This window comes from Armatimonadota bacterium, from assembly GCA_039679645.1.
Classification (GTDB): Bacteria; Armatimonadota; UBA5829; order UBA5829; family UBA5829; genus UBA5829.
On the sequence record JBDKUO010000038.1, the window covers coordinates 1 to 22,459 of the forward strand.

Consider the following 22,459-nt stretch of genomic DNA (forward strand, 5'->3'; position numbering starts at 1 on the left):
GTCATATCTACGGAATAAACCCCGTTGTATCGGGACACCCCTGTCCCGATACCTTGCTGCACCAGGGGCGTTTCGGGAGAAGGGTCTCCCGAAACAACTCTTTTCCGCAAATTTGACATACACCCTCGGACCCACGTATTGGGGATTTAAATCCCCGAATCTGTTATAATTCACCTTCCAACTCATAGAGTATTGCTGCACACCCCGCAATCGCAGCGGTTTCGGTCCGCAAGACGCGCCTGCCCAGACTCACACACACCGCTCCGACCGATTTCGCGGTCTCAACCTCGTCCTCAGTCAATCCGCCTTCCGGGCCGATTATCAGCATTACCGACTTCGCCCCTGCGTTTTCCTGTAATGCGCCTTTGAGACTAACGCTCTGCTCTTCTTCCCAGGCCACAAGCGCAAGGTCGTTTTTCTTTATCTCGGAGGGAAGCTCGGAGAAGCTTATGATCCCGTTTACTTCGGGTAATCGTGCTCCGCCGCACTGCTCCACTGCCTCGCCTGCAATTTTTCTCCACCTCGCGAGCCTGTCTGCCGCCTTTGATTCATCGAGCCTGGTTACAACCCGCTCCGAGTTTACGATTATATACTTTGATATTCCCAACTCGGCGCACTTCTGAACAATAAGGTCCAGCCTGTCGCCTTTCGGCAGGCAGATTGCAAGGGTGAGGCGCAGTTTTGGCTCGCGGTCGCAGAGGTTGGTTGTAATTATTCTGGTCGACACATGGTCTTTTGAGATGGAAGTTATAAGGGCGCTGTGCTCGTTACCGAGCCCGTCGAGCAGGCAGATCATATCGCCCTCCTTGAGCCGCAGGACTTTTGTGATCTGTCTTGCAGTCTCGCCGGAAATAACGGCGTCGGAGCCGTTGATCTGATTGGGGTTTATTAAGAATCTGCGGTGATTTGCCATATGTGTACAGAGTCAAAAAGTCAAAAAGTTAGAAAGTCAAAAAGCCGGACGATCAAGGCTTATGTTTCTTTCGTGTTTTCGCTCTTTCTCATTTTCGCGATGAAAATTTCTACGTATTGCTAAGTCTGTTTGAAGACCAACGCCACCCAGTCGCCGTCCTGCCGCACTTCGTGGAGATTGAGTCCCAGACCGGTCAGAGCGTCGATTACTTCCTGCGAACGCTCGGCCACAATCCCCGAAGCTATCAATTCTCCGCCGGGCTTGACCTTCGACGCAAGACCCTCGGCCATATCGATGATGACCTTCGCGATGATATTTGCCAACACGATATCAGCCTGGCCCTCAAATGCAGACGGCGAGTCCGCGCGTTCTATTTTAATCGTTTCGCCGAGATTTACCCGCTTTACGTTATCCACCGCGGCCTCGACAGCCACCGGGTCGGTCTCTAACCCGACAACTCGCGCAGCGCCAAGCCTTGCAGCAGCCATGGCGAGGATTGCAGAGCCGGTCCCCATGTCCAGAACACTCTCGCCGCCTTTAACGTAATCCTGCAGCGCTTCCAGGCAGAGCTTTGTGGTCGGGTGACTCCCGGTTCCAAAGGCCATGCCGGGGTCAAGGTCTATAACCAAATCATCCGGCTGCGGATCATACTTCTCCCAAGTAGGCCTGATCACAATCCGGCCGATTTTGAGGGGTTTGAAAAACTTCTTCCACGCCGATGCCCACTCTTCATCCTGGACCCGTTTGATGGTGATTTCATCACTTACAAGGCTCAGCCCAAGCTCAGGCAGCGTCTTTACGCGCTCGCGTATATTCTGGAGCCTGCCTTCAAGCCTGTCATCAACAGGCAGATATCCCATGATATCGTTTTTAGTCTGCTTCTCGGATTTGACGAGGCTGCTCGTGGCAGTCCCACCGCAGCCTTCTTCAATAAGAATATTGCTGACAGCTTCCGCAGACTCATCTGTCGCGTTGACTGTTATTTCGACCCATCTCATAGTCCGTGTATAGCGTCCTTCACGCGCTCAAAGAAGTTTTTGCCCTGCGCTTCCTTGATATCTTCGCCGCGCAGTAGGGCAAACTGCTTCAATAGTTCCTTTTCCTGGTCCGACAGCTTGGTGGGAGTCTCGACTCGCAAAACAACGTTTTGATCGCCCTGACGGCCACCTGTCGGGTCCGGCATGCCCTTGCCTCTGAGCGAGTAGACTTCACCGGACTGCGTTCCAGGCGATACGTCCAGTTCGGCTGTGCCGTCGATCGTCCTGACGTCGATCTGGCCGCCGAGAGCAGCCGTAGCAAAGCCGATAGTCACTTCGTTCCAGAGGTCGCTGCCTCTGCGCTCGAAGTAGTCGTGCTTTTTAACATGGGTGATTATATACAGGTCGCCGCTGGGCCCGCCTCGAAGGCCGGCATCGCCCTCACCTGTGAGCCGTATTCTCATTCCAGTGTCGACCCCTGCAGGTATATCGACGCTCTTTTCGATTGTCTTTCGCGTCCTGCCCTGTCCTGAGCAAGCTTTGCACGGTGAGCCTACGGTCTTACCCTCGCCATGACACTTGGGGCATGTCACGATCCTGATCTGAGTGCCGAAAATGCTCTGCTGCTGCTGTCTGACCTGACCCGTACCGTGGCAGAGGCTGCAGGTCTCCGGTTTTGTCCCTGGCTCTGCGCCTGTGCCGCTGCATGTTTCGCATGTTTGCATCCGCGTATAGCGAATGCTGCGGTTAACACCATGCGCCGCCTCTTCGAGAGTCATTTCGAGGTCATATCGCAGATCGTTTCCGCGCTCGACGCCTGCTCGTCCTCGTGCCGCGCCCGCGCTGGGGCCGCCGCCGAAGAACATGTCGAATATGTCTTCAAATCCGCCGAAGCCCTCATACCCGCCAAATCCCTGGCCGTTTGCGGCGCCTTCGACTCCCTGATGACCATAGCGATCATAGATGTCACGTTTTTCAGAGTCAGAGAGGACTTGATATGCCTCGTTGATCTCTTTAAACCTCGCCTCTGCGCCAGTATCATGGTTAACATCAGGGTGGTATTGCCGCGCAAGTCGCCTGTAGGCTTTTTTAATGGCATTCAGATCAGCGTCTCGCGAGACGCCAAGCGTTTCATAATAATCTTTTTTATCAACCATATCAAAATCCAACGACCGAGGGACGCAGTGTCATCCTCGGCCGTTACGGTCCCAATCCAAATATAAAATCAAATATATAAAATACTAAATACTAAATAATATGTTAGTCTTCCAGGTTTTCGTCTTCATCGACAACGATATCTTCGTCTATAGCATCGATGTCCACGTCCAGTTCGACATCGGCTTTGGATTTGCGCTTTCGCTTGGGCTTTACATCCGGAGCCAAGTCATCGTCCAGGTTTGGTTCGACTGCAGACTCGGCATCCTCTTCATCTTCATCCAGCCCGAGCACATCCGGTTCTTCTTCCTCTGATTCCTCTTCTTCAAGCTCATCGAGGTCTTCTTCGACTGAGATATCTTCGTCCATGGTCAGAGTGGTCTCTTCTTCAACCGCCCCAACTTCGAGTTCTTCTTCCTCGGCTTTTTCAGGAATAGCCAGCAGTTGGGCAATCTCCGGCTCTTCGGCAACCGGCGCAATTACGTCGGTGTCCGGAACCTCGCAGGTGATCACGCCCGCTGCTATCTCTTCAAGAGCGATAGTGAGCGGATTTTTAGAATCCGTGTTTATAAGAGGCTGAACGCCACTTTTGATCTGCTTTGCGCGTTTTGCCGCAAGCACGACCAGCGCATACTTGCTTCCAAGGTTTTCAAGTTTGTCTGCGGATGGATATATCATTTGTGGTTGTTATCACCTCGTGAATTGTGACTTGCGTCCATTATTCGGGCTTTCGGATCTCGGTACACACAAATACCCAGAAATCGCCGACATGCGATTTCTCGGTCTCTAGTTTCCTAAAGAAAGATTATACTATTTTTCTTGCAACAAGGCAAGATTTAAGAAGAGCGGCGGTCTTTTCAACTTCTTGCTGATTTCAGAAACGTTTAAGGATAATAAATTTCTGTCTTGTTTGGAAAGTGCATTCTCCAGTTGCGCAAAAACAGGTAAACCGGCGGGGCAGCGCGGCATCCATTGTGCAGACAAAATAAGTAGAACCTGCAGCCCGCAGTACGCACTAATCCGAAGCATAAACGGCAAGTAGTGCGGACGGGGTGGATGCCATGATTAGAAAACTATCTTTCGCACTTTTGTTGGGTTTGGCTCTGGCAAGTGGATCATGGGCGTCGAGTGTTGAGTATGCAAAAGTGAAGATCGGAAGGGCTGTTGCCCATATCGTCACGGCCAATCTCAATGATCCTGAGGTAAGGGTAACTGTTGCGCTCGCCAAAGGCGGAGCAGGCTCGTCGGAATCATTCAAGTCCATGATTGGCCGCGCGCGTCCTGCAGCGGCGATAACAGGCACGTTCTTCGATACCAGGACTCTCATCCCGACCGGAGATATAGCCATGTACGGTACACTTGTTCACTCAGGCTGTATCGGTTCGGCTCTATGCATCGACTCCGACAATAAGGCTTCCATAGTGCCTCTACGCAAAGGAAGAGAAAGCAAGTGGAGCGGCTATGAGACCGTCCTTTGCGCCGGGCCAATGCTGGTCTCGGGCGGCAAGGTTGCCATAGCCCTCAAGCATGAAGGTTTTCGCGGATCACTGTGCGCTCCGGCTCGCCGCACCGCAGTCGGCATTACAAAAAACGGCAAGTTGCTGATCGTTGCAATTAACCGTGAGACCTCTCTGAGCGCAATAGCCAAAGTTATGGTCAAACTAAATGCGGTGGAGGCGCTTTGTCTTGACGGTGGTTCTTCAACGGGGTTCTACCATAAGGGCCGCTATCTTGCCGTGCCCGCACGCTCATTGACCAACTGCCTTGTCGTATACTCCAATGCACGGGCTTACCAGGCTGCAAAAGCGGAGCTTGCGCCGTCAAGGCTCTTTGCCAAGGCCATTACCAAGCCGGCATTTGACCTGCAGCACATTGTCTCCAGCATTCCAATGGCTCTCAGTGATGCTTTTTTGCCTGCTTTCGATTCACTGAAATAGCATTATTTGCCGAAAAGCCCTGCAGGATTCGCGCATGAGTATGAGTAATACTCACTTGGTCTGACTTATCAAGCTCGGCTTTTTTATCGAGCTTGGCATCAATGGCATAATTCTTGCAATATATATTGTGGATGGCTGTTCCATTAAGCTACCGGGGCGGGTAATATTTTTGGACCCAGGGATTGGTTTGCTTTTGATGGGCTTCGGAAATTCCGCCGGTATTATGTATTTATAGCAGGAGGCCCACGACATGGTCACCAAGGGCAGTGTCCTTGTTGTTGACGATGAGATAAACCTGTGCCGCATATTAGGGGCGAAACTGGCAAAAAGCGGCTATAGTGTCGTGGCTGTGCATGATGGTCTGCAGGCAGTTGAGAAGGTTCGGGAATCAAACTTCGATGTAGTGCTTCTGGATCTAATCCTCCCCAAGATGGATGGATTGACTGCTCTGGCCGAAATCCGCAGCATGCGCAGTGCGTTGCCCGTGATCGTTATGACGGCATGCGAGAATGCCGAGGCTTTGGCTCAGGCCGAGACCTATGGTGTCCAGGGTTACGTCAACAAACCATTCGATCTCGATAATCTTGTCTCACTGGTCAGTGACACTTCTATGACTGGAGGCGCTGCGCGTCAGAGCGCAATGCCGACTGCAACAGTTTTGTTCTGCAAGAATCAAGATGTGATGCTGGAAGTCCAAAACTGCAGCCACTCAAAGGTTTACTCCGGCCAGATTTACGACAAAGATGATCGGACACTTTCAGTGCTTTTGAAACGCGCAGATGCTGAAATAGCGCCTCACAGCGCCGTCAAATGTGGTCTGTCGGCGGTCGACGCGCATTACAACTTTACCTCTCATGTCCTGAAAACGCTGCACAGTCCCAGACCGATTGTGGTCTTGGACAAGCCCGGTGTAATATATCGCGTACAGCGCAGAACTTATACAAGAAGTCTTATGCGCATTCCGGCGATATTGACTGCGTCAGATGAGCCGATATTGGGTGAGACCGTGGACATGAGCTTGGGCGGAATGTCAGTAATTGTGCCCAAAGAAATCCTGCCGGGTGATGTCTTGAGTGTCGAGCTGCGTCCCAAGACGACTGATGACAAGATAAATGCTATCGCTCATGTCCTGCGCTCAAAACAAAGCGACGAAGGCAGGGGCTATTTGCTAGGCTGCAAGTTCACACGCGCCGACGAAACGCTGCGCAAGCTTCTTGAGAGCTAATTTCGCTGGCTCAGTGAAAACAGCCCGTTGCCGAGCCCGGTATTCACTTTGATGTTCTTGTATTTGACCCCGCCGAGTTCTTTGCCGCACCCGTTGTATAGATCGGCGCTGGAAGCTACAGGAAGCTTGGCTGTGAGTTTTTGAAAGCTGCTGTAGATAGTCCGCGTGCGCATCTGCCCGTTCCCTCTATACTTTTCACGCTTGATGAGCCGCAGATTTTTGGAATCAAGCCAGACCAGATCGTGACGTTTGTCGCTGCCTCCGTACTTGGGGTCAAACTTGAGCTTTACTATCCCGTTCTTTTCGGAAATAACGCTGACTTTGTTGTCTCGCCATAGTCTGCTTGATATGAAACCGATATCCATCGAATCGAACCGTTTGCCGGGAGAGTTTTTCACGTTCTCTTTGTGCCTTATCATGGTCGCGAGGATCAGCTTGGTGTAGCCGTTTTGAACGTATGTGACCTTGATGCCTTCGGCATAACCGTCGTATCTGATCATATCGGACGATTTGTAGTAGACAAGAGCCTTGTCCAGCTTAAGAATATCGCCGTAGCCATCGCCCATACCCGATACGTTTTTCTTGTTGGCCTCGGTTATTACCATGTCGGCTTTCCAATCCTCTAGCCCCTTTTCAGCGGCCTTTACCTTTGCGAGTATGCCTGAAGAGGTCACCGCCGCTCCGGCCTGCATGGCCAAGGCCAACAGCAGTAGTGTAATTACAGATAATCGTTTCATATTGATTTATCGCTCCTAGTGATTATATCTACCAATATATACGGACTTATATGAGATGTAGTTATCGACCGGGAATTACTCAACGGAATCAGAAATGCTTTGGGTTATATGCAGACACCCAAGCAATGCCTACCCCATGTGCCCAATTCAAATTCGAGACGTGCCTTGTTTTTGGAGAGCATAGGTGTTTTACGGAAGGGAGTTATTATCACGATGTTTAAGTTTGTAATTACCAATACATATCAATTTGTAGAAGGTAACACTTACTTGATGGCAAAGTAATCAATTGAGCGATGTATGAATGTCGGGTTTATTGCTTAGATATGATGCGAGAAATAATACATTACCGAAATGGGTGAAAGAAGCCTTTCAACAATGCTTTGAACGCTGGAGATGTGTTAGAGATGGGGTGATATGGAGATGGTGAGAGTTTATTTGTATTGAAAATAGTTTCCAAATCTGAAAGGAGCGAAAATAGATAATGAATAAATCAAAATTGTTTGCGTTAGCATTGGTCTCCATCTTTGTGTTTTCGTTGTCTATACCGGCATTTGCGGATGTTATTCTCGGCGTGGAGTTCCTGGAGCAATTCTGGAATGACGACACATGCGGCAAGGGTTCTTGTGGTCCGGCATCGATAGCCATGTGCAATTGCTACGTTCTTGGCAGGACACCTGTAACACAAGACATTATCAATGTCTGGCTCTTCTTAGGCGGCGATCCCAATGGAAACGATCCGGCTGGAACCAGCTTAAGTCAGTTGGTAAGCGCTTCGCATGAGTGGCCTTTTGGCGTAGCGGCTGTCTATCAGACCACTTCTACTCTTGCGGGTGTCAAGAGTGAGATCGCTGCCGGCAATCCGGTGCTTGTTCATGTTAAAGCCGGGTATTTGTCGAACCGCGGTTATTCTTACACTGGGGGACATTACATCGCGGCCGTTGGGTATAATGATGACTATCTTATCTGCAACGACCCGGGAACTTGGCTGGGCGAACACAAATACTACAGTAATGCAGATATGACTAAAGCGATGAAATCCAAACATAACGGTGTATTGAAAGGCTTCCACCAGTAGTATAAGCAGCTATTGTTGAAATAAGAATAATCGTTCCTGTTATGATGCCGTCGCAGTCTTGCGATAGTGCTGAAAATAACTGAATACTCTGCGGGAATAGCGGCTTATATCCATCGCTAATTCCCGCAGCCTGCAACTTTGTTGCGTGGGCGACTAAAATTGTTGAGAGAGTTGAAGGTTGAGAGATCCCGACCCACTTATCGCTCAATCGGCGAAGGCCGACTTTGTGTTTCTGTAGCAGTGACTTTAGTCGCAGGTCGTTGCAAGACAAGCCAAAGTTTTCTACGCTAATTTCTCGATAGCATAATTCGAGTGTAAAGTATCCTTGCCTGCCGCGGATCAAGCTTTGTGAGCGCCTTGTGCTCCTGCCATGCCAAGATTTTTTTGTTTTGGCGCAGGTAGATAATTCCCAGCATATAATGAGCGTCGGGGTCGGATGCGTCAAGAACGCAGGCCTGTTTCAAGACAATTATGGCTTTATCGTAATCGCCTTGTTTATTATAGGCCAGCCCCAGATTATAGTGAGCGCGCGCATTCTTTGGATCGAGCGATATTGATTTCATATAGGCTAAAATTGCAGCTTCTTGGTCTTCATATCTGGCATACACAATACCCAACCTGTCGTAGAGCGCTGCCGATTTCGGATCGAAGCGGATCGCTTGCTTGTATGCCGTAACGGCATTTTCGTTGCGATTGAGCACGGTATAAGCATAGCCCAGGTACTCATAAGCCTTTGCGGACTTTGGCATCAGCTCAACGGCCTTCTTTGATGCATCCAGCGCTTCCTGGTTCATATTCAGTTGCCTGTAGGTATATGCCAGCTCGAGGTAGGTCTGCCCGTCCTTTGGGTCTATGCGAACTGCCTGTTTTAGCGGTTCGATAGCTTTTTCAATATGCCTGAGATCAATATAATTATAAGCGAGTTCAATGTATGCGTCTTTGCAATTGGGGTCTTTATCAATTGCCCTGTTGCATTCATCAGCAGCTTTCGAATATTCCTCTTTATCGGCATATACATACTCCAGCCCCATGTATCCGTCCGGCACGTTCGGATTAATCTGCACCGCCTTTTCATATGCTTGTTTTGCTGAATTGAGTTTATGCAGATGATAATAGATAAACCCGAGATAGTAGTAACCATCCACATCATACGGATCAATCTTAATCATTTCTCGGCTGTCTTTAATCGCCTCATCATATTGCTTCAAATGGTAGCGAATACCGGCAGATAATAAATACGCCGCAGTGTTTTTAAAGCCAAGGTTGATTGCTTTTGTTATTGCGTCAAGCGCCTTGTTATATTTCTTCTGGCGGGCATATACTAAACCAAGCCCATAGTATCCAGTACCTTCTTCTGCACAAATCTTGGTTGCCTGCATATAGGCATTCTCAGCCTCAGAGCATCGCCGCATAATTAATAGGCAGCTTCCGAGACGGAACCATGCGTCATAGAATCGAGGTGACTTCTCTGTGGCTTGTTTTAAATAGGGCAGCGCGTGCTTGTAGTCCTCAGACACAAATAACGTCAATCCCTTTGCATACAAACCGCCAGCCGCATCCGGCCATTGCGCAATCGAGCCGTAATCCGCGATGGTTTGCAGCCGACCCGGTTTGATTTTGACTAAGCTGCTTCCCGGCACCACAAACTGCACTCTGTGCCCATCTATTATTTGAGATGAGATGATTCCTGTCACCTCGCCTTTTTCGTTGATAACAGGGCTGCCGGTCAATCTTTCGGGGATGGGTTTCGAGATTCGCGCAACTTCACCAAAACCATGGATGTTGTTGATGCTTGTTATCTTTGCCTGAGTAATGCTCAATTTTTGATTGGCAGACAGGCTTATAACTGACACCGGCTCTCCACGAAGAGGCTTGAATCTGCTGACTCTCAGCGTTTGTAGCGCCCCTTTGGGTGCTTTCAACACAAGTATAGCGATATCTCCGGGTGCATTATCAGCAACTACACATTCGGCAGGCAGCAATTTATCGGCTGCGCTTATGACTTCAATGCGCTTCGCGCCCAGAAGAACATGACGGCTGACTACGATCCTATTGGCGGCGACAGAAAAGCCTGTTCCCTGATGAATGGTCCGCCCCGATCCGTCACGTGCGACAATCGAAACAAGCCCGGGCTTTATCTTTCTTGGTGTGTCCGTTGCATAGCGAATTACGGCAAAAGTCAATAAAACTATAATTACTGCCAGCCCGACAATCCAAAAGACGCGTGACCGCCCGATATTTTTAGGCGATGCCTTGTCAATGTTGATGCGCATTTGCAGTCTCCACATCCCGGCGTCATTAATGCTTACAATATTCTGCTTCGTTTAGCGCGCATCCTTCAATTAGAAAGTCATTGCGATGGGTTATTAGTGTTGAGTAACTTGTTATACGGCAACATTTTCCCTGCGTTCCAGGTCCTTGAGCAAGCCAAGTGATCCGGCCCGCTTGAGCGCCTGAACGCGGTTTGATACCTGCAGCTTGGTATATAGGTTCGCCAAATGGAATTCGACTGTTCTTCTGCTGCAAAAGAGAAGGTCCGCAATCTGTCGAGCGGACATGCCTTCGTTCGCCAAGAAGAGAATTTCTGATTCGCGCTTGGTTAGATTTTCCATAACTACCTCACTTACGGGAGAGTTTGCCCGTCTGAAATCGATATAAGCGCTGAGCCTTGATGAGATTATACCCAAGGTAGAGTCTGTTACACATGTAATGATAATTTTTTTATCTTCTCAGCCCATCCAAGGCTAAGTAAAATAGGGCAGGGTGAACGCATCTTAATTTTGTGTTTGGCAAAATGGTGACCTTGCGACTAAAGTCACAGCTACAAATACACAAAGTCGGCCTTCGCCGACTAAAATCTCAGTGTCCGAAGGGACACTTCGTGTTTTCCTTAGCCGCGGTTTTAACCGCAGAGGCCAAAACAAGGTGGATAGCATTTTGATGCGTTCGCCCTGTAAAATAGGGTTAGGTTGCACTCATCCGGCTCATCGTGATATAAAATAGGTAGTATAAGCTGTTCAAATCGAGCGCTCGGGTAAACCCGGCGCGCTTTTTTGCGCCTCGCTAAGGTGGTTAATATGCAGACTGTCGCAACAAATAAAAAAATTCTTTCTGGAAATGAGGCAATTGCTCACGGAGCATATGCGGGCGGCGTGGAAGTCGCATCGGCCTATCCAGGCACTCCAAGCACGGAAATTCTGGAGAATGTGAGCAAGTTCAAAGATATATACTGCGAGTGGGCGGTAAATGAGAAGGTCGGGATGGAGGTCGTAATCGGTGCCTCCTTTGCCGGGTCAAGGTCGCTGACTGCTATGAAGCATGTCGGCCTCAATGTGGCGATGGACCCTCTTATGACATTTGCCTACCTCGGAGCCAACGGCGGCATGGTCGTGGTTACCGCCGATGACCCTGGTATGCATTCGTCACAAAACGAGCAGGACAATCGCAATATTGCAAAGTTCGCGAAAATCCCGATGCTGGAGCCGTCAGACAGCCAGGATTGTTATGATATGGTCCAGGCTGCCCTAGATATATCGGAGCAGTTCAAAACGCCTATTTTGATTCGCACCACAACTCGAGTCTCACACTCGTCCGGCGTGGTCGACCTCGGCAGTTTCGAGAGAAGAGGGCATGGCGACTTGAAATATGAGAAGGACATTTCGAGGACTATGCCGGTGCCTCTCTATGCGCGCAGGATGAGAGTCGCCCTCGAAGAGAAACTTGCCAAGCTTGCGGATTTCTCCGAAAATAGCAAGCTTCAAAAGATCGAGCGCGGCGACGACAAGATAGGTATAATCACCTCGGGCATAGGCTATCTGCATGCACGCGAGGCGTTTGCCGACGCTTCAATACTCAAGCTCGGTATGACTTTCCCGATTCCAAAGCAGCTCATTCGCGATTTTGCCACTTCAGTCGAGAAACTTTATATAGTAGAAGAAGGCGACCCGTATCTGGAGGAACAGATCCTGGCGATGGGGATCAAGATAGAGCAGCCGAAGGTCAGCCTCAGGATCGGAGAGCTGAACCCAGACAGGCTCAAAGCACTCGCCGCGGAAGCATACGGCAAGCAGCCGATCAAGCCCGCCGAAGCAATCGGCGATCTTCCGGCGCGCCCGCCGGTGCTCTGCCCAGGATGCTCTCACAGAGGCGTTTTTTATGCTCTGCATAGACTCAAGGCGCTCGTGACCGGCGATATAGGCTGCTATAGCCTCGGCGCGTTCGCTCCGCTTTCGGCGATGGACACAACTGTGTGCATGGGCGCGAGCGTAGGCAACGCGCATGGGCTGCAAAAAGCTGATCAGCAGGGCCGGACCGCAGCAGTGCTGGGAGACAGCACATTTTTCCATTCGGGAATTACCGGGTTGCTCAACGTGGTCTACAACCGAGGCACCAGCACGGTAGTGGTGCTCGATAACCGCATAACGGCAATGACCGGCCATCAGGATAACCCCGGCACGGGCCGCACCCTGATGGGTGATGAGACAACAGAGGTCAGCATTGAGGCCGTAGCAAAGGGCGTCGGGGTCAAGCGTGTAAGAGTCGTTGATCCATATGATCTGGAAGAGACTTACAACGTACTCAAAGAGGAACTCGACGCCGATGAGCCGTCTGTCGTTATATGCAAGCGTCCGTGCATTCTCGGCGGGAAGGTAAAGACCGTACGGCAGTTTGATGTTGATGCGCAAATATGCAAATCTTGCGGAGCCTGCCTGAAGCTGGGATGCCCGGCAATTGAGCTTGCCGATCCCGAAAGCGGCGAATCGAAACGTAAAGCTCGCATAAACCCGGTGCTGTGCGTGGGCTGCGGGTTGTGCGCGCAAGTTTGTAAGTTTGAAGCAATAAAGGAGGTCACGCTCTAATGGGAGACATCCTAAACATATCCCTGGTCGGTGTAGGCGGACAGGGGACGCTGCTCGCGAGCAATATTCTTTGTCAGGTCGCTCTGCTTACCGGCAAAGACGTCAAGAAAAACGAGGTCCACGGTATGGCTCAGCGTGGTGGAAGTGTCGTGAGCCAGGTAAGAGTCGGTGAGAGGGTTCACTCACCTATGATTGCCCTCGGCGAGACGGATATACTTCTCTCTTTTGAGAAAGTGGAAGCCCTGCGCTTTGCTCACTATCTATCGCCTGATGGGATTGCGCTGGTCAACGACCAGGAAATCCGGCCTGTTACCGTCTCCAGCGGCCTGTCTCAGTGGCCGGACGATCTTAACGGCAGGCTCAAATCGACGTTTTCAAAGCTCGAACTGATACCGGCTCTGGATATAGCCCGTGATCTGGGCAATATCCGTGCAGTGAATGTTGTTATGATCGGCGCACTGGCCAATCACACTGACATCCCGGATGATATCTGGCGTGAGTCTATCAGGCAGCTTGTAAAGCCCAAGTTCCTGGAACTGAACCTCAAGGCGTATGATGCCGGTCGCAGCGCAATGGCTTGTGCATAGCTCGGATCAGTTACCATAGAAGATATTTCAGCCGCCGGATGTAGTGTTATTCGGCGGCTGATTGATTTTATCCCCCAGTGGGCCGACCTGACAAGCCGGGTGGGATCTTGGGATGCATGTCCTCGGCAGCCCCGGATGCTCTCCATTACGCCTGAAACGCCGGGCCAATGCAAATCGGACGCTCTGGCAGCAGCCAAACACCTTATTCCCCTCATTCGTCTATATAACGCCTCAAGAATTAAAATAGATCGACAAAAAGTTTGCAGCAGGTGAGCCAGTTCTCTGACCGTCTGAGAGATAGTTTGTCATGGCCAAACCGGGGTAAAACTACGCTGACTAGTGAATTCCTCAAGGTAAGATACCTGGAGGGATTATCACAAACTGGTGAGGCCTATGAATACAAAAATTCAGCGCTTGTTGGACTATCATTTTCCGCCGTCTGCTGCAGTCACATCCGCAGTAGATAAGGCTGTCAGTTATCTGATTGGTATTCAGCATCCGGACGGATACTGGGTGGGCGAGCTTGAAGGCGATACGATACTCGAGTCCGAATACATAATACTCATGCGATTTCTCGGGCATGGTGACGAGGCAAAACTAGGTAAAGCAGCAGCCTATATACGTCAAAAGCAGATGGAGTGCGGCGGATGGTCTCTCTTCCCCGGCGGACCGGTGGACGTCTCATCTTCAGTCAAAGCTTACTTCTCACTCAAATTGACCGGCTCCACAGGCGACGAGCCATATATGATCAGGGCTCGTGAAGCGATCGAGAAGGCGGGAGGCGTGTGGGCTACCAACAGCTATACACGATTTTACCTTGCAATGCTGGGCCAGATACCCTGGAACGATGCGCCTGCCGTGCCTGCGGAGCTGATGCTCCTGCCGGACTGGTTCTACTTCAATATATACGAAATCTCCTCGTGGTCGAGAACGTTTGTAGTGCCGCTGACTATAATCTGGGCGCGCAAACTCACCGTTCAGCTCGACCACTTGCGCGGAATACGTGAACTGATAGAGCCTCGGCAAAGAAACCGCAAACAACACAAGGGCGGCCTGTTTACATGGAAACACTTTTTCTACACCGTTGACAGCGCGATTAAACTTGCGGAGAAGATCGGCTTTTTGCCCTGGCGAGAGAAAGGCGTCAGGCGAGCGGAGCAGTGGATGCTTGATCACCTGGACCACAGCGCCGGGCTTGGAGCAATATATCCGCCGATTGTTTATTCTCTCATTTCGATGCGAGCGCTTGGTTATGAGGATTCTCATCCTGAAGTCGAGCGAGCAATGGAGGAACTGCACAGGCTTGAGATCGAGGAGCAAGATACTCTGCGGCTGCAGCCATGCACATCACCTGTCTGGGACAGCGCGATAGCCGTCAATGCGCTTGTTGAGGCCGGTGTTGACCCGGACCACCCGGTGATTAAGCGAGCCGCCGAATGGATTCTCTCAAAAGAAGTTAAGCTCAAGGGTGACTGGCAGGTCAAACGTCCGAACCTGGAGCCTGGCGGGTGGTATTTCGAGTTTGCAAATGAGAATTACCCCGACATTGATGATACCGCCATGGTTCTGATGGCTCTTAGAAAGGTCGGCAGTATTGAAGGCAAAGATGATGCAATCCGCCGTGGAATTGCATGGCTGCTGGGCATGCAGGCCAAGGACGGCGGATGGGCATCGTTTGATGTGGACAACAACAAGCGTGTCTTCAATCAGATTCCTTTCGCAGACCACAATGCCATGCTCGATCCGTCCACCAGCGATATCACCGCCCGTATTATTGAGATGCTTTCGTTCTTTGGATTTGATAAAAACAGCTCTGCAGTGCGAAAAGCAATTGATTTCCTTAGGCGCGAGCAGGAGCCGGACGGTTCGTGGTACGGCCGGTGGGGAGTCAACTATATTTACGGCACCTGGCAGGCGATTCGGGGCCTTACCAGAGTCGGCATCGATATTCACGATCCCATGATCGACCGCGCCGCCGATTGGCTTGAAAGCGTTCAGCATGATGACGGAGGCTGGGGCGAGACCTGCTGCTCATACTATGATCCATCATACAAAAATCAAGGCGAGAGCACTGCTTCACAAACGGCCTGGGCTTTAATGGGGCTGATATGCGCGGGCAGAGCCGACAGCGAACCGGCGCTAAGAGGAGTCGATTATCTGATCCGAACACAGAATGAGCAAGGCGCCTGGGATGAAGAGCCCTATACAGGGGCGGGGTTCCCAAGAGTCTTTTTCCTGCGATATCACCTCTACCGGCATACATTCCCGCTGATGGCTTTGGGTATGTACAAGACTGCGAAATGATATTTCCTCACGAAAACACGAAAGGATGAAAGCACGAAATCAAAAAATCTTTTTTCGTGTTTTCCGGATTTCGTGCTTTCGTGGCAAAATTCTTATTCTCGGAGATTGAAGTGTTATGAGATTTCCAATAGGGCTGTCGACTTCGCTGACCGCATATATTATTCGCAAACGACTGGCGCGCGAGAGGTTTATACCTCTTGTTTTGATGCTTGAGCCGCTGTTTGCATGCAACCTGACTTGCTCGACTTGCGGGCGGATACGCGAATATAAAGATCTTGCTTCTGAGATGATGAGCCTGGATGAGTGCCTCGCGTCGGCTGATGAGTGCCCAGCACCGATAGTCTCTATCTGCGGCGGCGAACCTCTTATCTATCCGCGTATAGTCGACCTGGTCGAGTCGCTGACGGCGATGGGCAAATACATCTACCTGTGCACAAACGGTGTGCGGCTTGCTTCAGTTGTAGGCAAGCTGAATCCATCGCGGCGGCTGCAGATAAATGTGCACATAGACGGTCCGCCAGAAGTGCATGATCGCCTCGTCGAGAAAGACGGCGCGTTTGAAGATGCATTCAAGGGGATAATAGCTGCATCGCACAGGGGTTTTCAGATCACTGTCAACACCACGGTCTGCAAACAGACGGACATGAACCAGATCGACGCGCTGATGGACAAGCTTTCGCACGCCGGGGTCAGCACGTTCATGCTCTCGCCTGCCTATTCATATGATTCGGTGGAATCCCATGAACCATTCATGGACCGCAATGCCGTTCGCGAGAAGTTCAAAAACATCGACTATCTGGCCTCTCGCCACCGCCTGGCCGACTCGCCCATCTATCTGGAATATCTGAAAGGCCGTCGTGAGCTTGAATGCACTGCCTGGGGCAATCCGACCCGCAATGTCGTTGGGTGGCGATCACCATGCTATCTGGTCGCGGATCAGCACTTCTCAAGATATAGTGACCTGATCGAAAAGACCGATTGGAGTTCGTATGGAGTCGGCAGAGACCCGCGCTGCAAAGACTGCATGGTCCACTGCGGTTTCGAGCCGACCGCAGCCCTTATGATTAACAAGCAGCCAGGAGACATATGGAAGATGCTCAAGTGGAGCCTTGGATTTAATATTTAGTATTTTGGATTGATTATTTTTCGCGGGCGAATGCCCCGAAGCCACTTTTTATCCCTCCAGGTATCTTACCTGGAGGGTTGCGAGCTGAGTGCATATGAGAAAAGTATTTGTGACAGGCGGAACGGGTTTTATTGGAGCGCACGTGATCAGAAAACTGATCGAGCGCGGCGACCATGTTTTTGCGCTCGTCAGGCCCTACGGCAACCCGACACTGCTCAAGGGCCTTGACGTCGAGAAGTGTGTAGGCGATATCACGGACTTCGACTCAGTGTATGCAGCTATAACCGGAGCCGACGAAGTATACCATATCGCAGCCGACTATCGGCTGTGGGCTCCCGACCCGCGTGAGATCTATTACAACAACCTCGGCGGCACGCTCAACGTAATGGAAGCTTCGCTGCGTAGAGGCGTAGGCAGAGTTGTCTACACCAGCACAGTCGGATGCCTCGGGATTCCAAAAGATGGTTCGCCCGGCGATGAAGAGACCCCGGTAAACCGTGACGAACTTGTCGGCCATTATAAAAAATCCAAATTCGACGCCGAAAAGGTCGCCCTTGAGTACGCAAAAAAAGGGCTTGATATCGTAATCGTAAACCCCAGCACCCCTGTCGGCCCCGGTGACGTAAAGCCGACTCCTACCGGTAAAATGATACTGGACTATATGAAAGGCAGGATGCGGGCGTATGTAGATACCGGCTTGAATCTGATATCCGTGGATGATGTAGCACAAGGCCACCTGCTTGCCGCCCAAAAGGGAATAACCGGACGAAAATACATACTCGGCAACAGTAATCTCACCCTCAAGCAGATTTTAGATATCCTTGCCGAAATCACCGATCGCAAGCCTCCGTCCATGTGTATACCGCACTGGGTCGCACTTGCCGCCGCCGTTTGCAATACAGCGTATAACGGCATGCTCGGCAAAGCTCCCGACATACCTATCGAAGGAGTGCTGATGGCACGCAAGAGGATGTTTTTCTCATCAAAAAGGGCCGCCGCGGAACTCGGGCTTCCGCAAAGCCCGGTTGAGAGCGCACTTGCGGCATCAGTAGAGTGGTTTTCAAGTCACGGCTACACCAAGGCGAATGCACAAATAAACGCTTTGTGACGAAGTCCAAACACATTACCCGTATGATGGGTAAGGATCTCCGAATCCTCACCCGCGAACCAGTGCCGGATCTCCGGATCCGGCTATTTCAGTAAAGGTTTCGGGGTTCGGAGACCCCAATTTGGCATTAATGGTGACGATTCGGAGATCGCCACCTATCAGAGCTTCTAATTTGCTTTTACGACTCGACTCGTCTCCACAGGTCCCGGTCCTATGCCGTCCTTCTGGCCTGCTCCCACATTTATCGTCAAAAACAGCGACAGATAAATGGCTACATAAATCACGATTGTCGCGCGCAGCATGAGCTTTACAAACCGTGGTTTGAACTGACGCGACCACTCAAACAGGAATACAGGCAGGAATATAAGCATCAGCTTCATCATGATGAATGTGCCTATTCCATATTTCAGATAGAACGACATTAGAGGGTTGCCCTCTGATGCGGTCTTTGTATTTATAAATAACAGCGTTGCCGCCAAATCACAAGTGCATATGACGATCAACACTATGCTTTCTCTAGTCAGTGTCATATCTTGGCTCCGCGTTTGCTCATGGTATTTATTCCCGTTATTTGGCTGTTCGCACTATGAGTTTGCGCGCTTGATAAACTTTCGGCGGCATGTTTGGAGAGCACAGAGAAACTGCAATACTGGTCTTGTTGTTTCAATCAGTTTCTGCAAGTGAGGTTATGTAGAAATGCTCAAAGTGCACGGGCGACGCGCAGGAATTGCTTTCTGGACATTGGCTATGATGGCTTTGATAGTGTGTATGCTTGCTTTGATACAGGTATATGTGGGTCCCGGCAAGGAAGATGCAAACTGCATTATTAGTCCCTGGAACTACTCTCATGCCCCGCCGCAGAGCATAAGTGGGAACAATGTCAAAATAAATGCGTGCGCAAAGTTTTCAGCTCCGCACCCGCAAAAATCCGTGAAAGTCACGTGTGGAATACGGACAGCCGGCGCTGCCGCAGTATTGAACTGAGGTCCGCTTTTATGATTTTACAGCGTGGGGATTATCCATTCTTACCGTATAATCCATGTATTCCTGTCGTTCTTTGGCCGTGCAAGTGCTGGTATGTAAATCAAGGAAGAGTATGTTAATACTCCTGGTGTCCCTGATGTTAACCCAGCTTTTAGGGGTCAGGTCGGTCCAAGATTCTTTGGGGACTCGGCTTCCGCCATGGAAGTCGAACCAGTAATCGGCAAGAAGGATATCGCGCCTATGATTGAGCCACTCGCACGGTTTATACGGGCGTACCGGTGTAGTTGGTTTATCCAAATAAGTGTTTCCCGGCAGATACGCGGTCGGGCCGGGATACATATAGCTGGAGCCGAAGTTGTACCAATATGGCTTGTCTTCATCCGCTGCACCGGTCCCCTTGAGAGTATCCCCACTACAAACCCATAAGTGTTTTGGCATTTTATCGCACGGAAATCCAGTATGACCGGGTGAATCGGGCAGTTCTCCCGGTTCCGTTGTGGCGGGAATGTATCTGGGAATCAGAGGCTTAACAAAAAGCACCCATGGATTTCTATAAACAGCGGGTGACTGTGGAAGGCCGAAGCCTGAGTGATCATCCATATAAATTGTTATTGCCGCTCCAAGCTGCTTGAGGTCGGACGCGCACGTGCGCATTTTGGCGGCTTCTTTTGCCTGCAGCAGTACAGGGGCTATCATAGCGGCTAAAATAGCGATAATCGCTATTACCACCAGTAGTTCCACCAATGTATAGCCGCGGATTTTCATCATTGAATGCGACTCCGTTTCGCAGGCGACATAAATCCTTGTGGGCACGACCGGACATAATTGCCCACACATCGGTATTCTACATTATAATTGTCAACCGTGCAATTGGTCGAACGTTTTAGGTTTGCTAGTTCCGGTGTATTACTAAGGCATAGTGCCAAAGAACTAGAAATTCCATATTATGCAGTCTTGACGAAATGCTCAAGCAGGTATATGATTCCAGAATACCTAAGTAATACATGAGGATGTGTGCGACGGTAACGCAAGAGTGATTCGCATAACATCATCAGCATTCTAGCACAACTTTTTCGCAAGTCAAGGCATATGGAGGAAGAAAGTGGACACACCCGTGGCGCGGCAGCAGGCACAAGACAGTGTAACAGTTCTCATAGCCGATGATCACGGCATATTGAGGGAAGGACTTCGCGGCCTGCTGGAAGAATATGATGACTTGGTAATAGTAGATGAAGCTACCAACGGCGCAGAGGCGGTTGCCAAGGTAAAACAGCTACGGCCTCAAATAATGCTGTTGGACCTGATTATGCCCGAAATGGGCGGTGTCGAAGTGCTGGAGGCGCTGGCGGCGGAGTCTCTACCGACAAAAGTCATCGTGCTCACCGGCGCCGACGACGATGAGCTTCTTGCGCGATGCATAAAGAGCGGGGCGCAGGGCTATTTATTGAAAGATGCAGCTTCCAATCAGCTTGTGGACGCAATACATACGGTTGCGAAGGGCGGGTGTTGGCTGCCCACCGATTTGACGGAGAAGCTGTTTCGGGGTATGGCAAAAAAATCAAACGGGGGAGATTCAGCCAAGCTTTCACTGCTTACTGCGCGTGAAATTGAGGTGCTCAAACTTCTTGGCGAAGCAAAGACAAATATGGAGATTGCCGACCAGTTATTTATCAGCGAGCACACTGCGAAAGTGCATGTAAGCCGAATATTAGAAAAACTGGGGTTGTCAACACGTTCCGAGGCTGTAAGGTTTGCCATTCGAAGCGGGGTTGTGCAGGCTTGAATTTATGAAGGCCGGAGGAGTCTACAGTCTCAAACTGGAGAGGTTATCGGTTGAGCGGCAGCAGTCGATTATCAGGCTTTTGCTGTCCATTACCACGTCTCTCCTTTTGCTCAAAATTTATATCGATCAGGGGCCGAACTCCGCTGATCGTCTGATCTCACTCGACTGGGTAATAATCCTCATCGGTTTTTTTCTCGCATACAGCGTCCTCGCCTGGTTGTTGCTCAAGTGGCGTCCCGATCTGCTGAAAGAGACCATGCTCGCCATCAGCATCTTCGAGGTCATTTTAATCACGTTTCTTATTCGCATGACCGCCGGGACCAACATTCCGTTCTACCTCTGGTATTTGTTCTATATCGTAAGCGTATCCACGCGTTATGGCCGCCAGCATGCAATTCTGGCGCTTGCGGCATGCATTGTCTCGTTTGTTGGAGTCGTTTCCATAGCGTCGGGGGCATATTCCGTGAACGTCCCTGCAGTAATGGGGTTCACTTGCTTTTTGCTTGTGCTGGGACTCATGTTTGGACAGATATCAGAAAGGCAAATTAATTATCAAGCCAGCCTGTCGGTTGTCAACGAGTTCCGGGCCGAACTTGCCGGTATGGCGACATCGTCAGAGATCATAGGCTATCTTCTGTCACAGGTAAAGGCGCTGCTTAACGTTGAGAAGGCGTGGTTTTTGCCTGCGAAGAGAGGATCGGACGGTTCGGAGGCAATCGGCCTGCGTTCCATGGGCGCGGACCCGGTGCTGCTGTCGACTTTCCGTGAAAGTGGAGATGAATGGAATGTGGAAGCGGTGCTGACGGAGCAGCGGCCTATCATATCCAATAATCTCTCAAAGGATACTTCTCTGCCAACCGGGATTTCAGCAAAGCTGGGCTTGAGGCATCTGGCCGCAGCTCCGATGATGGTTAGAAGCGTGCCGGTAGGTGTGGTTTATGCCGCTAACCGTAAGGATCAACCGCTGGTCTTATCTGATCTGCAACTGCTGGAACTAATAGCAACGCAGGCTGCTCCGGTTGTGGAGAATGCTCTTCTGTGGGAGCGCTTGCGCGAGGCGGCGGCTTCCGAGGAGCGTCTGAGGATCGCGCGGGACCTGCACGACAATTTCCTCCAAACGCTTGCCGCTATCAAACTTCACCTTGAACGGTGCAAAATACTGGTTCAGAAAGATTCCGGTAGGGCGCTGGAGGGGATTGATAAAATCCATCAGATAGCCACTCGCGGCCTGGCTGAGGTTAGAGTATATCTTTCAGAGTTGAGACTGATGGGCCCCGAGCCAAGCCGTTTCAAGCAGGCGATAGAACGGGCGTCTGCAGACGCCGCTGTAAAGGGCGGTTTCAAGACTCACCTCGATATTCATCCTCCGGATGAGGCAATGCCGCCGAACGTAGCTCTAGCCGCGTTCCAAATTACTCGTGAGTTACTCAACAATGCGGCTGCCCACTCAGGCGCCGAGCATGTCGAAGTCCGTGTTTATATGCAGGAAGACAAGCTGTATATCGAAGTCGAAGATGACGGCAAAGGTTTCGATGTCGCGCGCGTGCGCGCTGAGAAAGCATCGGAGGGTCATCTGGGTCTGGTGGGAGTCGAAGAGCGCGCGCGGCAGTCACGCGGCAGCCTGGTGATTACAAGCGAGCCGGGAAAAGGCACCGTTGCTACCGTCATGCTCACTATCTGATAATAATC

21 protein-coding genes are annotated in these 22,459 nt (G+C 50.7%); 11 read left to right on the forward strand and 10 right to left on the reverse strand.

The annotated features are described in order from the left end of the window. Positions 1–163: 163 nt before the first annotated feature. From ABFD83_07705 to ABFD83_07725, 5 genes are all read right to left on the reverse strand, one after another. Complete coding sequence (locus ABFD83_07705) at positions 164–913, reverse strand: 16S rRNA (uracil(1498)-N(3))-methyltransferase (protein MEN6356953.1); 750 nt, start codon at positions 911–913, stop codon at positions 164–166. 119 nt (positions 914–1,032) lie between these two features. Next, the gene (prmA, locus tag ABFD83_07710) at positions 1,033–1,911 is read right to left on the reverse strand and encodes a 50S ribosomal protein L11 methyltransferase (GenBank protein ID MEN6356954.1); all 879 of its coding nucleotides are present in this window, start codon (positions 1,909–1,911) and stop codon (positions 1,033–1,035) included. Next, positions 1,908–3,047 (reverse strand): molecular chaperone DnaJ, encoded by a 1,140-nt coding sequence (gene dnaJ, locus ABFD83_07715; protein ID MEN6356955.1) that lies wholly within the window; start codon positions 3,045–3,047, stop codon positions 1,908–1,910. Before dnaJ ends, prmA begins: the two co-directional genes overlap by 4 nt. A 103-nt stretch (positions 3,048–3,150) precedes the next feature. Continuing rightward, positions 3,151–3,723, reverse strand: coding sequence for a DNA-directed RNA polymerase subunit omega (gene rpoZ, locus ABFD83_07720; protein ID MEN6356956.1), 573 nt, complete (start codon positions 3,721–3,723; stop codon positions 3,151–3,153). Between the two features lie 132 nt (positions 3,724–3,855). Beyond that, positions 3,856–4,029 carry a hypothetical protein gene (locus tag ABFD83_07725; protein MEN6356957.1) on the reverse strand — a complete coding sequence of 58 codons (174 nt, stop codon included), beginning with the start codon at positions 4,027–4,029 and terminating at the stop codon, positions 3,856–3,858. A gap of 77 nt (positions 4,030–4,106) precedes the next feature. Between ABFD83_07725 and ABFD83_07730 the strand changes: the two genes are divergently transcribed. Both ABFD83_07730 and ABFD83_07735 read left to right on the forward strand, forming a co-directional pair. Continuing rightward, positions 4,107–4,982, forward strand: coding sequence for a phosphodiester glycosidase family protein (locus tag ABFD83_07730; protein ID MEN6356958.1), 876 nt, complete (start codon positions 4,107–4,109; stop codon positions 4,980–4,982). 250 nt (positions 4,983–5,232) lie between these two features. Then, positions 5,233–6,207 (forward strand): response regulator, encoded by a 975-nt coding sequence (locus ABFD83_07735; protein ID MEN6356959.1) that lies wholly within the window; start codon positions 5,233–5,235, stop codon positions 6,205–6,207. On the opposite strand, the gene ABFD83_07740 is transcribed toward ABFD83_07735, so the two are convergent. Continuing rightward, complete coding sequence (locus ABFD83_07740; GenBank protein MEN6356960.1) at positions 6,204–6,944, reverse strand: hypothetical protein; 741 nt, start codon at positions 6,942–6,944, stop codon at positions 6,204–6,206. The genes ABFD83_07735 and ABFD83_07740 overlap by 4 nt on opposite strands. A 481-nt stretch (positions 6,945–7,425) precedes the next feature. Between ABFD83_07740 and ABFD83_07745 the strand changes: the two genes are divergently transcribed. After that, positions 7,426–8,019: a C39 family peptidase gene (locus ABFD83_07745; GenBank protein ID MEN6356961.1), complete on the forward strand. Its 594-nt coding sequence runs from the start codon at positions 7,426–7,428 to the stop codon at positions 8,017–8,019. A 287-nt stretch (positions 8,020–8,306) separates the two neighbouring features. Here the strand turns inward: ABFD83_07745 and ABFD83_07750 are convergent, their stop codons facing one another. Together ABFD83_07750 and ABFD83_07755 are read right to left on the reverse strand one after the other, a co-directional pair. Beyond that, the gene (locus ABFD83_07750; protein MEN6356962.1) at positions 8,307–10,292 is read right to left on the reverse strand and encodes a tetratricopeptide repeat protein; all 1,986 of its coding nucleotides are present in this window, start codon (positions 10,290–10,292) and stop codon (positions 8,307–8,309) included. A 111-nt stretch (positions 10,293–10,403) separates the two neighbouring features. After that, entirely contained in the window at positions 10,404–10,631 is a 228-nt protein-coding gene (locus ABFD83_07755) for a helix-turn-helix transcriptional regulator (GenBank protein ID MEN6356963.1), read from the reverse strand. A 465-nt stretch (positions 10,632–11,096) separates the two neighbouring features. Between ABFD83_07755 and iorA the strand changes: the two genes are divergently transcribed. The 5 genes from iorA (at position 11,097) to hpnA (ending at position 18,003) form a co-directional block, all read left to right on the forward strand. Continuing rightward, positions 11,097–12,878 (forward strand): indolepyruvate ferredoxin oxidoreductase subunit alpha, encoded by a 1,782-nt coding sequence (gene iorA, locus ABFD83_07760; protein ID MEN6356964.1) that lies wholly within the window; start codon positions 11,097–11,099, stop codon positions 12,876–12,878. Beyond that, on the forward strand, positions 12,878–13,465 hold the full coding sequence (locus ABFD83_07765) for an indolepyruvate oxidoreductase subunit beta (GenBank protein ID MEN6356965.1): 588 nt from the start codon (positions 12,878–12,880) through the stop codon (positions 13,463–13,465). Before iorA ends, ABFD83_07765 begins: the two co-directional genes overlap by 1 nt. Positions 13,466–13,858: 393 nt before the next feature. Beyond that, positions 13,859–15,769 carry a squalene--hopene cyclase gene (gene shc, locus ABFD83_07770; protein ID MEN6356966.1) on the forward strand — a complete coding sequence of 637 codons (1,911 nt, stop codon included), beginning with the start codon at positions 13,859–13,861 and terminating at the stop codon, positions 15,767–15,769. Between the two features lie 115 nt (positions 15,770–15,884). Continuing rightward, positions 15,885–16,895: an adenosyl-hopene transferase HpnH gene (gene hpnH, locus ABFD83_07775; protein MEN6356967.1), complete on the forward strand. Its 1,011-nt coding sequence runs from the start codon at positions 15,885–15,887 to the stop codon at positions 16,893–16,895. Between the two features lie 94 nt (positions 16,896–16,989). Further along, entirely contained in the window at positions 16,990–18,003 is a 1,014-nt protein-coding gene (hpnA, locus tag ABFD83_07780) for a hopanoid-associated sugar epimerase (GenBank protein MEN6356968.1), read from the forward strand. Positions 18,004–18,170: 167 nt separating this feature from the next. Here hpnA and ABFD83_07785 read toward each other — a convergent pair whose 3' ends face one another. Next, the gene (locus tag ABFD83_07785) at positions 18,171–18,533 is read right to left on the reverse strand and encodes a DUF5658 family protein (protein ID MEN6356969.1); all 363 of its coding nucleotides are present in this window, start codon (positions 18,531–18,533) and stop codon (positions 18,171–18,173) included. Positions 18,534–18,699: 166 nt separating this feature from the next. Here ABFD83_07785 and ABFD83_07790 point away from each other — a divergent pair, with 166 nt between their 5' ends. After that, complete coding sequence (locus tag ABFD83_07790; GenBank protein ID MEN6356970.1) at positions 18,700–18,987, forward strand: hypothetical protein; 288 nt, start codon at positions 18,700–18,702, stop codon at positions 18,985–18,987. Positions 18,988–18,996: 9 nt separating this feature from the next. Here the strand turns inward: ABFD83_07790 and ABFD83_07795 are convergent, their stop codons facing one another. Continuing rightward, on the reverse strand, positions 18,997–19,755 hold the full coding sequence (locus tag ABFD83_07795) for a prepilin-type N-terminal cleavage/methylation domain-containing protein (protein MEN6356971.1): 759 nt from the start codon (positions 19,753–19,755) through the stop codon (positions 18,997–18,999). Between the two features lie 334 nt (positions 19,756–20,089). On the opposite strand from ABFD83_07795, the gene ABFD83_07800 reads away from it, so the two are divergent. Then, the gene (locus ABFD83_07800) at positions 20,090–20,770 is read left to right on the forward strand and encodes a response regulator transcription factor (GenBank protein ID MEN6356972.1); all 681 of its coding nucleotides are present in this window, start codon (positions 20,090–20,092) and stop codon (positions 20,768–20,770) included. Positions 20,771–20,774: 4 nt separating this feature from the next. Then, on the forward strand, positions 20,775–22,451 hold the full coding sequence (locus ABFD83_07805; protein MEN6356973.1) for a GAF domain-containing sensor histidine kinase: 1,677 nt from the start codon (positions 20,775–20,777) through the stop codon (positions 22,449–22,451). Positions 22,452–22,459: the final 8 nt, after the last annotated feature.

What these genes read in the sequence shown, in the direction of transcription:
- hpnA (MEN6356968.1), top strand. Translation starts at nt 16,990, where the DNA reads ATGAGAAAAGTATTTGTGACAGGCGGAACGGGTTTTATTGGAGCGCAC.
- ABFD83_07745 (MEN6356961.1), top strand. Translation starts at nt 7,426, where the DNA reads ATGAATAAATCAAAATTGTTTGCGTTAGCATTGGTCTCCATCTTTGTG.
- ABFD83_07805 (MEN6356973.1), top strand. Translation starts at nt 20,775, where the DNA reads ATGAAGGCCGGAGGAGTCTACAGTCTCAAACTGGAGAGGTTATCGGTT.
- dnaJ (MEN6356955.1), bottom strand. Translation starts at nt 3,047, where the DNA reads ATGGTTGATAAAAAAGATTATTATGAAACGCTTGGCGTCTCGCGAGAC.
- ABFD83_07795 (MEN6356971.1), bottom strand. Translation starts at nt 19,755, where the DNA reads ATGATGAAAATCCGCGGCTATACATTGGTGGAACTACTGGTGGTAATA.
- ABFD83_07705 (MEN6356953.1), bottom strand. Translation starts at nt 913, where the DNA reads ATGGCAAATCACCGCAGATTCTTAATAAACCCCAATCAGATCAACGGC.
- ABFD83_07730 (MEN6356958.1), top strand. Translation starts at nt 4,107, where the DNA reads ATGATTAGAAAACTATCTTTCGCACTTTTGTTGGGTTTGGCTCTGGCA.
- ABFD83_07790 (MEN6356970.1), top strand. Translation starts at nt 18,700, where the DNA reads ATGCTCAAAGTGCACGGGCGACGCGCAGGAATTGCTTTCTGGACATTG.
- ABFD83_07740 (MEN6356960.1), bottom strand. Translation starts at nt 6,944, where the DNA reads ATGAAACGATTATCTGTAATTACACTACTGCTGTTGGCCTTGGCCATG.
- ABFD83_07735 (MEN6356959.1), top strand. Translation starts at nt 5,233, where the DNA reads ATGGTCACCAAGGGCAGTGTCCTTGTTGTTGACGATGAGATAAACCTG.
- rpoZ (MEN6356956.1), bottom strand. Translation starts at nt 3,723, where the DNA reads ATGATATATCCATCCGCAGACAAACTTGAAAACCTTGGAAGCAAGTAT.
- ABFD83_07755 (MEN6356963.1), bottom strand. Translation starts at nt 10,631, where the DNA reads ATGGAAAATCTAACCAAGCGCGAATCAGAAATTCTCTTCTTGGCGAAC.
- hpnH (MEN6356967.1), top strand. Translation starts at nt 15,885, where the DNA reads ATGAGATTTCCAATAGGGCTGTCGACTTCGCTGACCGCATATATTATT.
- prmA (MEN6356954.1), bottom strand. Translation starts at nt 1,911, where the DNA reads ATGAGATGGGTCGAAATAACAGTCAACGCGACAGATGAGTCTGCGGAA.
- ABFD83_07765 (MEN6356965.1), top strand. Translation starts at nt 12,878, where the DNA reads ATGGGAGACATCCTAAACATATCCCTGGTCGGTGTAGGCGGACAGGGG.
- ABFD83_07785 (MEN6356969.1), bottom strand. Translation starts at nt 18,533, where the DNA reads ATGACACTGACTAGAGAAAGCATAGTGTTGATCGTCATATGCACTTGT.
- iorA (MEN6356964.1), top strand. Translation starts at nt 11,097, where the DNA reads ATGCAGACTGTCGCAACAAATAAAAAAATTCTTTCTGGAAATGAGGCA.
- shc (MEN6356966.1), top strand. Translation starts at nt 13,859, where the DNA reads ATGAATACAAAAATTCAGCGCTTGTTGGACTATCATTTTCCGCCGTCT.
- ABFD83_07750 (MEN6356962.1), bottom strand. Translation starts at nt 10,292, where the DNA reads ATGCGCATCAACATTGACAAGGCATCGCCTAAAAATATCGGGCGGTCA.